Raw genomic sequence first — 14,031 nt, 5'->3', positions numbered from 1 at the left:
GCTTCGGAATGATCTGTTTGAACGAGGTCCGAGGGCGCCTCTCGGGCTGTACCGATTCTGGCATTTACGGATTATCGTCATTAGATCAGCTTGAACTCGCGGCCCCTGCGGTTCTCCGTTACAAAAATAGGGGCTGATTTTTCTCTCGATCGCCTGACCTTGATCATATGTGGAGACACAATCACTTCCTCGATCATGGGGCCAAGTGCCATCTCTTCCATCAAGTCGATAGCCAGATTGGCGAGAGAGTGGTGTTCTGCCCAGGGATGATCTGGTGCCTGGTAGTCGTCAAAGAAACTCCAGCTCCAATCCTCAATGATGTACAGGCCGCCGGGGCGCAATTGCGGGAATAGCGTTCTGAAGCTTGCCTTTGTCTGATCGTAGAAGTGCGAGGCATCATCAACCACCAGATCAAGCTCGCCGCCAAAATCGGTTTGCACAATCTCGGCAAGTCTTGCCTCATTATCCTGAGAGGTGCCATAATAGAGCTTGGCGCGCCCCTGCTGGGCATCAATGTACGTGTCGAGCGCGGGGATCGGCACTTCGGACAGCTCGACGGCAGCGATTTTGCTTGGCTTAAACACTTCGTTCAGAAAAACGAATGAGCCGCCCTGATAAACGCCGAGTTCGAAAATCCGCTTAAAGTCTTCGCCCTCATGGGCGAGATACTGATCGAGAAAGGTTCTTGATTTCATCATCGTGAAATCGGATTGACCGGATTCACGCTTGCTGCCGCCATACTCGTAATCCATCGTGATCTTGTGACCACCGACGGAAAAGGTTGCGCCGTCCACCCAAGTTAATGCTGGGCGGCTAGTTCCACCATCTTGCTGAAACGCATTCATTTGCTCCTCCATAGTCAACTAGAGGGCGAAAAGTACAATCAAGCCGAGATAGTGGCAACTCAAAATGCGACTTTGCGGGACGCGCAGGAGTGTTTGGCGTCTCCCGATGCTACACAGCAGTGCTTGCGCGAGGCCTGAAACTAAAGCTGCGGGCGAAAGCCAATGCGGGCTTTTCCACAAACGTCCAGGACAGGTATCCAGCCAGCAGAGCGGCAGGAATCGTAATCAAGTTGCTGGGATACGACGTCAAGTTAGGGAAGAAATGAGCGGCGGTCTGCTGAATAGGCCAACCATAGATGTAGACGCCATATGAATAATCGCCGGGGAGTTTGACCTGGCGAACTGGTTGCGATGCCGAGATTACAAGCACCGAATAGAACAGGGCGAGGTAGAGGGCATACTCCTGAACGAATGTTCCCTGCAGGAAGGCAGCGGCAACGATCAGCGGCAGGGCGTAAAGGGTCTTAATCGGGAGAATGTCCCGGATTGAGTAGGCAAAGACGCCGCCCATAAAAAACAGCCCAACCTTCAGGATGTCGGAATATTCAACATCCGAAAAATATAGGACTGCACGCGGCGCAACGGAATGAACCACCAGGATTGCGACCAACGTGGCCAATATCCCGAGCCTCGTTTTGATGAGCCCGAGCACCCCGAATACCAACACATACACATAGCAGATGATTTCCGGCGTGAGTGTCCACAACGATCCGTTAGGTGCCGAGGGGATGCGGTTTTCCGTAAAGACACCCGGCAAATCCCAGCACTGGATCGGGAATATGCTCAGCAAGCTGACGTGGTCTGCGAAGTAGCAATAGACCTGTCGACTTGTGAAATAGTCCATCACCGGCATCGCGGTTACGACCGGCCCGATCACAAAAGATATGACGGCCAAACAGACGATTGCGCCGGGATATATGCGGAATGCGCGCATAAGAACGAAACGTGCCGGCGAGTCGTTGAGCGCAAAGCTTTGCGTCACCAGGATGCCGCTCAGGAAGAAGAACACGCCGACCGCGAGCGTACCGGTGTAATTCTTGTGTATCAGTTGCGTAACCGGCTCCGAATAGCCGCCTGTCTGGAAGATATAGAACGAGTGCCCAAAGATTACGGCGACGGCGGCGAAAAGGCGCACGAGATCAAAGCCATTTTTGTCGCGAGGCAGGATATCGGCCAAGACGATCTTGTCAGGTCTCATTTCTTCTTCGCAACCCTCGCTCGCGGCTAACATACGACTTCCCCTACAGGAAGAACCTGAGACCTACAATAAGGAGACCACCATGACCAGTGTACGAGAAGCACAGCAGCGCTTGCTTGCGCTTGGTTTGCCGTTGTAGTTGATTGGTATACGCCGGTGAAACGCTGTTTGCGATTAATGGTGCTTTGCCCTGCCGAGACGGACAGCATGAAGCGTTCATGTTCACGGATAAGCACATTATCGAGATATCGAGAGAGCAGGTGAGCGGCCTTGCGGCCGATGTCCGCGGGAAGCACGGATATCCAAAGCGACCTTCTACATTCACCTGCACGCGTTGATGACGACGGTCGCTTGTGCCTTCCTGCGGTCTCTACGCCTCAGACAAGCGAAAGGGAAAAAAGAATCCTAGACTCTCGACCAACGCCAAACCTTGCTCGTACTGAAACCTCTTCGTTAAAAACCTGCCAAAGCAACGCTAAGCCGGGTGATCTGGAAGTTCCGTCTCCCCCATCTCGTCCGGTGCCTTCGGTAGCAGGCGGGCGAAACGCCGGGTGATGCTGTCGATGTAAGACAGGATTGTCGGCACGACGATCAGGGTGAGCAGGGTAGAGCTGATGAGGCCGCCGATTACTGCGTGCGCCATTGGCGCGCGCTGCGCCCCGCCACCGCCAACAGCCAGCCCGAGCGGGATCATGCCGAAGATCATTGCAAGCGTCGTCATGATGATCGGGCGGAAGCGGATGATGCCGGCGCTTGCCAGCGCTTCGTTGAGCGAAAGTCCTCGCTTCCTTTCGCGGTTGGCGAAATCGACAAGCAGGATGCCATTCTTTGTAACGAGGCCCATCAGCATGATGAAGCCGATCAGCGAGAACATGTTGATCGTGCTGCCGGCAACCAAGAGCCCGACGAGGACGCCGATGAGAGACAGCGGCAGCGACGCCATGATCGCGAGCGGTTGCAGGAAGCTGCCGAATTGCGAGGCGAGCACGATGTAGATGAAGATGACCGCCATTGCGAGCGCGGTGACCATGTGGCCGACCGTCTCGTCCATGGTTTCGGCGTCGCCGCCGAAGCGGATACGGTAGCCGTCCGGCAGGTCGCGGGCGGCGGTAAGGGTTTTCAACACGTCTGTCACTTCGCCAAGCGCTCGTCCGGATATGTTGGCCGAAACCAGAACCTCGCGGCGATTGTCGATGCGGCGGATTTCGGCGGGTGCTTCCACGGTGGTGATATCGGCGACCTGATCCAGACGTACCATCAGGGGCGAGCCGTTGGATGCCGTGCGGCTGGTGGCGATCATCAACTCGCTGATCCTCGTCGTGTCGGCACGCCGCTCGCCGGGCAGGCGCACGACGATGTCGTAGCTGTTGCCGCCCACATCCGTCCATTTCGACACGTCCTCACCGGCGATGAGCGGCGAGAGCGCTGCGGCAAGATCGGATCGGGAAATGCCGAGATCGCTTGCCGCCTCGCGTTTCAGGCGTACGGAAAGGATGGAGGTCACGTCGCGGGTGCTCGAGGTCACATCCACGAGGCCGGGGATTTTTTTCATATCTTCCATCAGACCGTCGGCGATCTTTTCGAGGATCGCCCGGTCGTCGCCAAGAATGCTGAGCTGGACGGGGCTTTCGCCACCGCCGAGGCCGTTTTGCAGGATCGCGACCTCTATGCCCGATATGGCCGACAGGCGTTTGCGGATCGGATCGGCCAGCGTGACCGGAGTTCGGGTGCGCATCTCCAGCGGCACTAGTCCCACCAGAACGGCGGCGCGATGTTTACCGACGGTGCCGCCGGTATTGACGGTGGAATAGAGCATCTCGACCTCCGGAAATTCCTGGAGTGCCTTCTCGACCTGCCGCACCTTCGCCGTGGTGTAATCCAGCGAGGAGCCGACCGGTGCCGTGACGTTGATCTGGAAGCGGCCTTCATCCGTATTCGGGACGAATTCCGCACCGACCAACGGCACCATGAGCAGACTGCCGACAAAAATGCCTGATGTGACGAGCAGGGTGACGAGCCGGTGGTGCAATGTCCAGCCGATCACGTGCCGATATTGATCGGCGAGCCATTCGAAGCCGTGATCGAAACGGGCGATCAGCCGGCCCACCGGCCCTCGCCGGGCGTTGGGTTGCGCATCCGGATCGTACCAGACGCTCGACAGCATCGGATCGAGCGTGAAGGCGACGAAAAGCGAGATCAGAACGGCAGCTGAAACGGTGATGCCGAATTCATAGAAGAACCGACCGACGATTCCGTCCATGAAAGCGACGGGCAGGAAAACCGCCACGATTGTCGCCGTTGTCGCGATAACCGCAAGTCCGATTTCGTTCGTGCCGTCGAGTGCTGCGCGGATATGGGATTTCCCCATGTGAAGGTGACGGGTGATGTTTTCGCGCACGACGATGGCGTCATCCACCAGAATGCCGATAGAAAGCGTCAGCGCCAGGAGGCTCAGTGTATTGAGCGTAAAGCCCATAACGTCAATGACCGCCAGCGTGCCGATGATCGCAATCGGCAGCGTCAGTCCGGTGATGACGGTGCTACGCCAGGAATTGAGGAACAGGAAGACGATGGCTACGGCAAGTGCCGCCCCTTCTATCAACGTCGTCTGCACCTGGGTGACGGATTCCCGGATGGGAATGGATGTGTCCGTAATGACTCGCAACTGCACGTTTTGCGGAACAAGGTCGGCATTGAGGGCGTCCAGGCGCTTTCTCACATCCGCGACAACCTGAACCGTGTTGGCATCCTGAACCTTGACGATGTCGATCGCCAGCGCAGTCTGGCCATTATAGAGGGCACGGTTTTCGGGGTCGGCAGCCCCTTCGGAGAGTGCGGCGATGTCGCGAAGATAAATGGCTGCGCCACCGCGCCGGGCGACGACCATGTCCAGCAGCGCCTGCGGTTCTGCGATGCGGCCCTGCACCTGGATCGTGCGTTCGGAAACGGTATCGACAAGACTTCCAGCCGGGCTGTTGCTATTGCCGGTGCGTAGCGCGCTCACCACCTCGTTGATGCCGATCCCAAGCGCGCGCATGCGGGTGTCGTCAATCACAATGTCGATCTGCCGCTTGCGGGCGCCGACCAGTGTTGCCTGCCCGACGCCGGGAACAGTCGTCAGTTGCCGCACCACCTTCTGGTCGGCAAGGGTGGTGAGTGCGGGTATGTCGAGCGACGTCGAGCTTATCGCCACCGACAGGATAGGCTCGGCGGCGGGATCGAACCGGGATATGACCGGCTTTTTAGCCTCTTGCGGAAAATTCGCGTCGATGGCGGCGATCTTGTCGCGCACGTCCTGTGCAGCGGTTGCGCTCTTAACGTCGAGCTTGAATTTTGCGACGACGACAGAGCGTCCCTCGTAGGAGGTTGACGTGATCTCGTCCAGACCGCCGATGGCGTTCAGCGCATCCTCGACCGGGCGCGTCAATTCTGTCTCCACCGTTTCCGGCGTGGCGCCCGGATAAGCGGTGGACACCACAACGACCGGAACGTCGACATTGGGGTAGAGGTCGAGCCCCAGCCGCTGCAACGAGAAAAGACCCATGACCAGAAGCGCCACCATCATCATGCTGGCGAAAACGGGGTGGGAGACGGATATGCGGGTAAGAAACATCTCAGCCTGCCTTGTCGACCGTAACAGCCATGTCGGGCTGCAATTCGGGAAGCGGTGCGGTCAGGATCGTCTCACCGTCCTCTAGACCGGCGCCTATCTCGATCAGGCTGCCATCGTTCCAGCGCGATCCCACAGCCACCGTCTGGCGGCGAAGGTGGCCGTTCAGGACTTTAAGGACGTGATAGCCGGTTTCGTCTTTGCGAAGCGCGATTGCAGGAACGACAAGCGCATCGTTTTTTTCGCGCACGAGGATGGACCCGCTGGCGAACATTCCTCCCCACAGCCGGCCGTCGCGGTTGGCAAGCCGCAGATAGACGGCGACAACGCGCGTCCCGTCTTCGGCAACTGGGCTGATGCGCTCAACGGTGCTTCTGAGAGGCTGGCCGCCGATGCCGTCAATATCGAGTTCGGCGGTCTGGCCAACGGCGACACGTGGGATGTCGCGCGTGGCAACGAGAACCTTCGCCTCAAGCATGCTTGTATCGACCAGCGTCATGAGTTCACCATCGGCACTGACGCGGGAGCCGGTTTCTGCCTGCCGGCGAGTAATGGTGCCATCAAAAGGCGCGCGGATTTCGGCATTGCGAAGGGCAAGGCGGGCGATATCCACCTGCGCCGAAAGGCTCTGAAGCCTTGCCGTTTTCACAACGACATCGCTCTTCGCCTTGTCGAGCTGTTCAGCCGATGCAATGTTTTTTGACGCTAGCTGTTCGGTTCGGGTGAGGGCCTGCATCGCCAGTGTCAGTTCGGCCTCGGCCGCATCCCGGTCGCTCTGCCGCAGCAGGAGAGTCGATTGCAGTTCCTCGGTTTCGAACCGTACCAGCAGGTCGCCCGCCCGCACCGCCTGTCCGTCTCGGACGTTCATATCCAGAATTTTTCCAGCCTCGCGGGCGCGGATCACGACACGGCTGACCGGCTGAAGTTCGCCACTGACGCTGAGCCGCTCCGCCATCGCTCGTGTGCCGATCCTTGCGATTTCCGCAGCCGTCAGTTCGAACGGGATACCGGCCGGGCTCATCGAGGTTGACGCCACGATCCCCTTCACGCGCTCGTTCGCATCGACGCTTCCGCGCGCCGGATCAAGAGCCGTGACGACGAGAGCGCAGCCCGCAAGCGCGATCCCCGCCTTGATCGTTCTTTTCACCCACATAACATAATCCTTCCAGGCAAAACTCATCCTGTGACCGCCGATCGAGCGGTCATGTCGCCTGTCTTCCAGGCTGATGGCTTCTGGATAAGTGTTGATAATTGCAGCAGCATTACCCGCTCGCATCTTCTGCGCCGCAATACTGCCGCAACCTTTCTGGCAGACAAGGAGCGGGCGAAGGGACGGTGGCAAATGAGACTTCTGTTGATTGAGGACGAAAAGGAAATGGCGGATGCGCTATCGACGACGCTCGGCAAGCAGGGGATCGTCATCGACCATACGATGCGGCTCGGCGATGCGATGGAGCTGGCGCGCCAGCATGCCTATGATGCCATTCTGCTCGACCGTCGTCTGCCGGACGGGGAGGGACTTACCTTCATTCCAAAGCTGCGCCGCGCCGGTATCGATACGCCGATCATTTTATTGACGGCGATGAACGAACCGGAGGAGCGGATCGAGGGGCTGAATGGCGGCGCCGACGACTATCTCGGCAAGCCGTTTCTCGTCGGCGAACTGCTGGCGCGGCTGCGCGCGGTTTTGAGAAGGCCGGCAAGCATCGCCCCGTCGCAAATCGCTGCAGGCCGCATCGTGATCGATCCGCTTCATCTCAGCGTCACGATCAACTCGCTTCCCTTTGATCTGCCAAGGCGCGAGCTGATGGTCCTCATCACGCTGGCGAAACGAAAAGGCAAATCCGTGCTGCGCTCGACGCTTGAGGCCGCCGTCTACAATTACGAGGAGGAAATCCAGTCTAATGCGCTCGATGCGCATATATCGCGACTGCGCAAACGCCTGCTCGACGCTTCTGCCGGGGTCAGCGTGCATAATATTCGCGGCATCGGTTATCTGCTCAGGGAAGACACATGAAGGCGCAGGGCAAGTCCAATCCGTCCTTGTGGTGGCAATTGAGCTGGCAGCTCAGCATTGTCGTCTCCTCCATGATCGCTGTCGTCATCGTCGGGCTCTGCGTTTACGGGGTGATGAAGCTCTCGCCCAATATCGGGCTCTGGAACGATTTGTCGGCGACACTTGACGAGTCGCTTTCGCTTGATCCGCAAAAGGGTCTGGTCGTTACCGAGGGGCCGGCATTACGCGCCTTGAAGGCGAAGAATGAAACGTTGTGGTTCGTGGTCTCGACACCTGACGGTCACGCGGCGACCTTCGGAACCGTACCGCCTGTTTATGCCGAACTGGCGCGCTACGTTCATCTGATGACGGACGCCGATATTCGCGGCGGCAGCGGCATATCCGAGGTCGCTTCGGCTGAAAGTATCGAGACGACGTCGGGACCCGTCAGGATCATGTTCGGCGGAACCTCTAATGCACGAGCGTCGTTTCTGACGCTTCTTGCCGGCACCTATCCGATTTACGTCCCCCTCCTGGCCGTTCTTTTGCCTGCGGTGTTTTTCTCCGTGCCACACATCGTGCGCCGGGCGCTTGCTGGCCTGAGTTCCGTCGTCAAAAAAGCACCGGAGATCGACCCGCGACGACCGGGTTCGAAGCTTCCCGTCGAAGATGTGCCGCGCGAAGTCGTTCCGTTGATCGTTTCCTTCAACAGCGTTCTCGAGCGGCTCGAAGAGCAGTTCCAGGCGCGGCAACGTTTTCTGATCGATGCCGCGCACGAATTGAGGACGCCGATTGCAATCATGCAGACCCGGATAGAGGGCCTGCCCGGACCGGACCAGCAGCGCCTGATGGAGGATGTCGGGCGGCTCGGTGAAACCGCCGAACAGCTTCTGGCCTTTGAGCGAAACGATCAGGTGAACGACCGGCGCGAGGCGGTGGACCTTGTCGATATCGCCCGCACGGTGGTGGCAGAGCTCGCGCCGCTTGCGCTTTCGGCAGGTTACGACATCTCCTTCGAAACGCAGATCGAAAAATACGACATGCAAGGCAACCCCTTCGCCCTGCCGCGCGCCATCAGCAATATCGTGCGCAACGCCATCGACCATGGTGGAAACAAGGGGCTGATCCATGTCTCGGTTCTGGCAAACGGCGAAATCGCGATTTCCGACGAGGGGCAGGGTATACCCGAGGACCAGCAGGAGCGGATATTCGAACCTTTCTATCGGGTCACCCCGAAAAGCACGGGTGCCGGACTTGGCCTCAGCCTCGTCAAGAAGATCGTCGCCAATCATAACGGCCGTATCATGCTGGAAAGCAACTCCTCCGGAAGCACGTTCCGGGTTCGATTCTGATTGCGCTTTGCGCGCTGTAGACCGGTCGCGGCGATTGTAATGCTGCCGCAACGTTCGCAGCCATAATGTGTGGGCACGGGATCAACCGTACCAACCGGAGTACACGCAGTGACACACCCACCGGATTGTTTTCTTCCGGATTGCCAGCGAGAAGACGGCGCGTAGAAAGCGCGTCGCCGGCCCGGAACCTCGCGCAATGCCGTAGCGCCAATGATCGCAGCAGAGCACCAATCCGATTTCATATTCGGTTCATCCTGGGCGCGCACAGTCCCGGCCAAATCACTCCACGCCCCAGTCCAAACAGTCATACTCCCCGGAATTTTACGATGTCGCATACTGAAATCGCCGCATTCGCTGCGGAAAAAAACTCGGCGAAACCCGAGCCGGTCATCGCTGCGCAAACCATGACTGGCGATGGGCTGGAACTCCTCCGTTTTCCCCTGGCCTGGAGCGTTGCGTCCTTCGTTATGCGCGCCCACTGGAAACGGAGCTTCCTTTTCTGGATGCGTTTTTTGGCTCATCCGCTTGTAACCCTGCGGTGGTGGAGGTTTCTGTCCCGATTCTCGGCGACGCAAAAACTGCCACCGCCGCATGACGAGCTTCTTCAGAAACCCCTGTCGAAATTCCTCGTCGGCAAAATCTCCTATGGAAGACGGCTGGATTTTCTCATGAAGAATTTCGTCATCGCCAGCGGTTGTCTTTCCATAGACGTTATGGCTGCGCTCTGGAGTGGAAAAACGATCGAAATCGGCACCATAGGCGGCCGTGCTGACGAATATCGCTGCACGCTTGCTCTTGCGGATTTATGTGGCGGCCGCCACGAAGGCGCTCTCGCGGTTCGGTTGATCAGAACCCGTGACGACGTCACCTTGTGGACGACGAAGTTTATCTTCGTGACGCAGGATGGGGGCGGGTACAGGACGATTGCTGTTGGCGGCATGCAGGGGCCACGCGCCGCGAAGCAGGAGATGGTGGCAGTAACGCGCGACCTTGCGGGTCTTCGCCCGAAGGATGCCGTTTTGATGCTGCTGCAAGGTCTAATAGAGACGGAAGCGGGTTCCTATTTCGCAGTCTCCCACGCCAGACATCCGATCAATTATCGTCGCGCGCGGCGGCAGAAAATGTTGCTTTCCGACATAGACGCATTCTGGCGGGAACGTTCCGCCGAGCCGGACGACGTGTTCGGTTTTCAGGTGCCGGTTTCAACCCTCGAGGGCGCGGACAAACGCAGCAAGATGAAGCTTGCCTTCTTTGCCATGGCCGGCCGGCTTTGCGAGGGTAAAGCTGGGAGTGCTGCGAAGAGTTGAGGCCGCAGATCCGAGTTGGCCCTCGACACCGTCATGCCGCTGCATCGGCAACACGGCCGAGTTTTTGCAGGCCGCATTCGCGGACGATCTCGGCAATGTGGGTAAACTGCGCCGAGAGCGGATTGCTCTTGCGCCACACCATGCCGATGGTGCGGGATGGTCTTGGCTCTGCCAGCCGAAATACCGAGACGGTGGATTGCCGCGTTTCCATATCGACAGCCATCTGCGGAATGAGCGTGACGCCGATACCGGCGCCGACCATCTGGACCAGCGTCGAGAGCGAACTGCCCTCCATCAGCACGCGCGGCGGCGCGTTCGTTGTACTGCAGAAAGACAGTGCCTGATTGCGGAAACAATGGCCTTCCTCGAGCAGCAGCAGGCGCATTTCACCGAGCTTGCCGGCGCTTGGCACCGGCATCCCCGCATCCTCCATCGGCCGGACCAGAATGAATTCCTCGGAAAACAGCGGAACCTCTTCCAGCGACGCTTCGGACACCGGAAGCGCCACGATTGCCATGTCCAGCCGGGCTTCCAGGAGGTCCTCGATTAGTTTCTGTGTCACCGCTTCGCGCGGACGCGTTTCCAGTCCCGGATAATGCCGGGTGAGCGTCTTGATGACCTGCGGTAAAAGATAGGGCGCGACCGTTGGAATGACGCCGATGCGCAGGCGGCCGCTGAGCGGGCCGTGCCTTGCCCTCGCCAAATCCTGCAATTCATCCACTGAACGCAGGATCAGGCGGGTGCGTTCGGCGAATTCATCACCGAGAGCGGTCAGCCTGATCTGGCGGCTGCCCCGTTCGACGAGCGGCGCGCCGATCAGCTCTTCCAGTTCCCTGATCTGTAGCGAAAGTGCTGGCTGGGAAATGGAGCACGCCTCCGCTGCCCGCCCGAAATGGCCGATCTTCGCCAAGGCGTCGAAATAACGCAGGTGTTTCATCGATAGCCCAATCATAAGCTGAGCATATCGCAGCCTTTAGAATATACAATTGGAAATTACGGAACCCGGCTGTTAGTCATCGTCATGACAGAAAGAGGATGTAGCTGTTCGGTATCACCAGCGTCACTGCGCGGTTTCCGTAAGGATGACCTGCTGTGGGCTGTGGTTCCAACATGCTGCGCATGTCGAATTGACTATGTCGTTTAATTACTAAACCCATCGGAGGGCGAAATGGACGCAACTTCAAAACCGGCTGGCAAGTGTCCCGTCATGCATGGAGGCAATACGGCCTCCGGTAAATCGGTTACCGAATGGTGGCCGAACGCGCTGAACCTCGATATCCTGCATCAGCACGACACCAAGACCAATCCGCTCGGCACCTCCTTCAATTACCGCGAAGCGCTAAAGACGCTCGACGTGGAAGCCCTGAAGGCCGATCTGCGCGCCCTGATGACGGAAAGCCAGGACTGGTGGCCGGCCGACTGGGGCAGCTATGTGGGCATGATGGCCCGCGTGACCTGGCATGCAGCCGGTTCCTATCGCGTGACGGACGGACGCGGCGGCGCCAACACCGGCAACCAGCGCTTTGCACCGCTCAATTCCTGGCCTGATAATGTGAACACCGACAAGGGCCGCCGCCTGCTGTGGCCGATCAAGAAGAAATACGGCAACAAGATTTCCTGGGCCGATCTCATCGCGCTTGCCGGAACGATCGCTTATGATGTCGCGGGTCTGAAGACGTTCGGTTTCGCCTTCGGCCGCGAGGATATCTGGGCTCCCGAAAAGGACACCTATTGGGGTGACGAAAAGGAATGGCTGGCACCGAGCGATGGTCGTTACGGTGACGTGACCAAGCCCGAGACGCTGGAAAATCCGCTTGCCGCCGTGCAGATGGGTCTCATCTACGTCAATCCGGAAGGCGTCAACGGCAAGTCCGATCCGCTGGCGACAGCCGCGCAGATGCGCGAAACCTTTGCCCGCATGGGCATGGATGACGAAGAAACCGTCGCGCTCACCGCAGGCGGCCACACTATCGGCAAGTCGCACGGCAATGGCAGCGCCGCCAACCTCAGCCCCGATCCGGAAGCAGCAGGCCCCGAATATCAGGGTCTCGGCTGGATCAACACCAAGGGTCGCGGCATCGGCCGTGACACCGTGGTGTCCGGTATTGAAGGTGCCTGGACAAGCGAACCGACCAAGTGGGACAACGGCTTCTTCGACATGCTCTTCAAGCATGAGTGGACATTGACGCACAGCCCGGCTGGCGCGTCCCAGTGGGCGCCGATCACCATTGCCGAAGAGGACAAGCCTGTTGACGTCGAGGATCCATCGATCCGCACCATCCCGATGATGACCGATGCCGACATGGCCCTGAAGGTCGATCCGATCTACCGCGAGATTTCGCTGAAGTTCAAGGATGACCAGGACCACTTCTCCGAGGTCTTTGCCCGCGCATGGTTCAAGCTGACCCACCGCGACATGGGCCCGAAGTCCCGCTACTTTGGCCCGGATGTTCCTGCAGAAGACCTGATCTGGCAGGATCCCATCCCGGCAGGTTCCACGAGCTACGATGTCGCTGCCGTAAAGGCAAAGATCGCCGCTTCCGGTCTGGCGGTCGCCGATCTGGTCTCGACCGCATGGGACAGCGCCCGTACCTTCCGTGGTTCGGACAAGCGCGGCGGCGCCAATGGTGCGCGCATCCGCCTTGCCCCGCAGAAGGACTGGGAAGGCAACGAGCCCGCCCGTTTGGCCCATGTGCTTTCGGTGCTGGAGCCGATTGCCCGTGAGACTGGCGCCAGCATCGCTGATGTCATTGTTCTCGCCGGCAACTACGGTGTTGAGCAGGCGGCGAAATCAGCCGGCTTCGATGTCGCCGTGCCTTTTGCACCCGGTCGTGGCGATGCCTCAGCCGAGCAGACTGATGCAGACAGCTTTGCCCCGCTCGAGCCGCTGGCGGATGGTTTCCGCAACTGGGTGAAGAAGGACTATGTCGTCAGCCCTGAAGAACTGCTGCTGGACCGCGCTCAGCTTCTGGGCCTCACGGCGCCGGAACTGACAGTTCTCATCGGTGGCTTGCGCGTCATTGGCGCCAATTACGGCGGCGCAGCGCATGGTGTGTTCACGCAGACCCCAGGTGCTCTGACCACCGATTTCTTCGCAACGCTGACGGATATGGCCTATTCCTGGGTTCCGACCGGCGGCAATCTCTATGAGATTCGCGATCGCAAGTCCGGAGCAACCCGATATACGGCGACCCGCGTGGACCTCGTTATCGGCTCCAACTCCATCCTGCGTGCCTATGCGGAAGTTTACGCGCAGGACGACAACAAGGAAAAGTTCGTGCGTGATTTCGTCGCCGCCTGGACGAAGGTCATGAACGCCGACCGTTTCGATCTTGTCTGAGAAGGCTGACTAATCCAAAAAGCCCCTCCCTGAGCGATCAGGGAGGGGCAATTTTCTATCTGCGGTCTGAGGATGGAACCGGTTTTTCGGGTGATGGCTTTTCGCCACTATCCCCCGGCGCCTTGCCGCCCTTTTCATTCTCATGCGCATCCGGCCCAGCGACGATGACGCCGCGGCCTTGCTCTTCGCGCTTCTTGTCGGCGAAATCGCCGGGTTCCTTTTTGTCGTTCATAGTGATCTCCCTTCGTGATTTCATTTGTCTGGAGATCAAACGGCTGGTCGGGGCAGAGGTTCCAAGGCTCACATTGGAGCGGGATCGTCTGCCAGCACAGCAATGTTTTGCATTACAACCATCTTTGCTATTAACATGAATTGATAAGTCA

10 protein-coding genes are annotated in these 14,031 nt (G+C 58.8%); 4 read left to right on the top strand and 6 right to left on the bottom strand.

Annotated elements, in window-relative coordinates; translation table 11 throughout:
* Positions 1 to 80: 80 nt before the first annotated feature.
* The 4 genes from T18_RS13235 to T18_RS13220 form a co-directional block, all read right to left on the bottom strand.
* Positions 81 to 845: a class I SAM-dependent methyltransferase gene (locus T18_RS13235; protein WP_080863765.1), complete on the bottom strand. Its 765-nt coding sequence runs from the start codon at positions 843 to 845 to the stop codon at positions 81 to 83.
* A 109-nt stretch (positions 846 to 954) separates the two neighbouring features.
* A complete protein-coding gene (locus tag T18_RS13230; RefSeq protein WP_080863766.1) occupies positions 955 to 2,076 on the bottom strand; it encodes an acyltransferase family protein in 1,122 nt (373 codons plus the stop codon).
* Between the two features lie 442 nt (positions 2,077 to 2,518).
* Entirely contained in the window at positions 2,519 to 5,656 is a 3,138-nt protein-coding gene (locus tag T18_RS13225) for an efflux RND transporter permease subunit (RefSeq protein ID WP_038495324.1), read from the bottom strand.
* Position 5,657: 1 nt separating this feature from the next.
* Positions 5,658 to 6,806, bottom strand: a complete 1,149-nt coding sequence (locus T18_RS13220) for an efflux RND transporter periplasmic adaptor subunit (protein ID WP_038495926.1) — start codon at positions 6,804 to 6,806, stop codon at positions 5,658 to 5,660.
* A 189-nt stretch (positions 6,807 to 6,995) separates the two neighbouring features.
* Here T18_RS13220 and T18_RS13215 point away from each other — a divergent pair, with 189 nt between their 5' ends.
* The 3 genes from T18_RS13215 to T18_RS13205 all read left to right on the top strand — a co-directional run bounded on the left by T18_RS13215 (position 6,996) and on the right by T18_RS13205 (position 10,308).
* Positions 6,996 to 7,670, top strand: coding sequence for a response regulator transcription factor (locus T18_RS13215; protein WP_038495930.1), 675 nt, complete (start codon positions 6,996 to 6,998; stop codon positions 7,668 to 7,670).
* Complete coding sequence (locus T18_RS13210; RefSeq protein WP_038495327.1) at positions 7,667 to 9,001, top strand: sensor histidine kinase; 1,335 nt, start codon at positions 7,667 to 7,669, stop codon at positions 8,999 to 9,001. The genes T18_RS13215 and T18_RS13210 overlap by 4 nt, the downstream gene beginning before the upstream one ends.
* 326 nt (positions 9,002 to 9,327) lie before the next feature.
* Positions 9,328 to 10,308, top strand: a complete 981-nt coding sequence (locus tag T18_RS13205) for a DUF535 family protein (protein WP_038495330.1) — start codon at positions 9,328 to 9,330, stop codon at positions 10,306 to 10,308.
* A gap of 31 nt (positions 10,309 to 10,339) precedes the next feature.
* Here T18_RS13205 and T18_RS13200 read toward each other — a convergent pair whose 3' ends face one another.
* A complete protein-coding gene (locus T18_RS13200) occupies positions 10,340 to 11,260 on the bottom strand; it encodes a hydrogen peroxide-inducible genes activator (RefSeq protein ID WP_025594953.1) in 921 nt (306 codons plus the stop codon).
* A 216-nt stretch (positions 11,261 to 11,476) separates the two neighbouring features.
* On the opposite strand from T18_RS13200, the gene katG reads away from it, so the two are divergent.
* Entirely contained in the window at positions 11,477 to 13,648 is a 2,172-nt protein-coding gene (katG, locus tag T18_RS13195; RefSeq protein ID WP_038495333.1) for a catalase/peroxidase HPI, read from the top strand.
* A gap of 55 nt (positions 13,649 to 13,703) precedes the next feature.
* On the opposite strand, the gene T18_RS13190 is transcribed toward katG, so the two are convergent.
* Positions 13,704 to 13,880, bottom strand: a complete 177-nt coding sequence (locus T18_RS13190) for a hypothetical protein (RefSeq protein ID WP_038495335.1) — start codon at positions 13,878 to 13,880, stop codon at positions 13,704 to 13,706.
* Positions 13,881 to 14,031 lie beyond the last annotated feature (151 nt).

This window comes from Rhizobium sp. TBD182 (assembly GCF_001950375.1).
Taxonomy (GTDB): Bacteria; Pseudomonadota; Alphaproteobacteria; order Rhizobiales; family Rhizobiaceae; genus Agrobacterium; species Agrobacterium tumefaciens.
The sequence above is the reverse complement of the archived record's forward strand: the minus strand, read 5'-3'. Positions and strand labels throughout refer to the sequence as shown.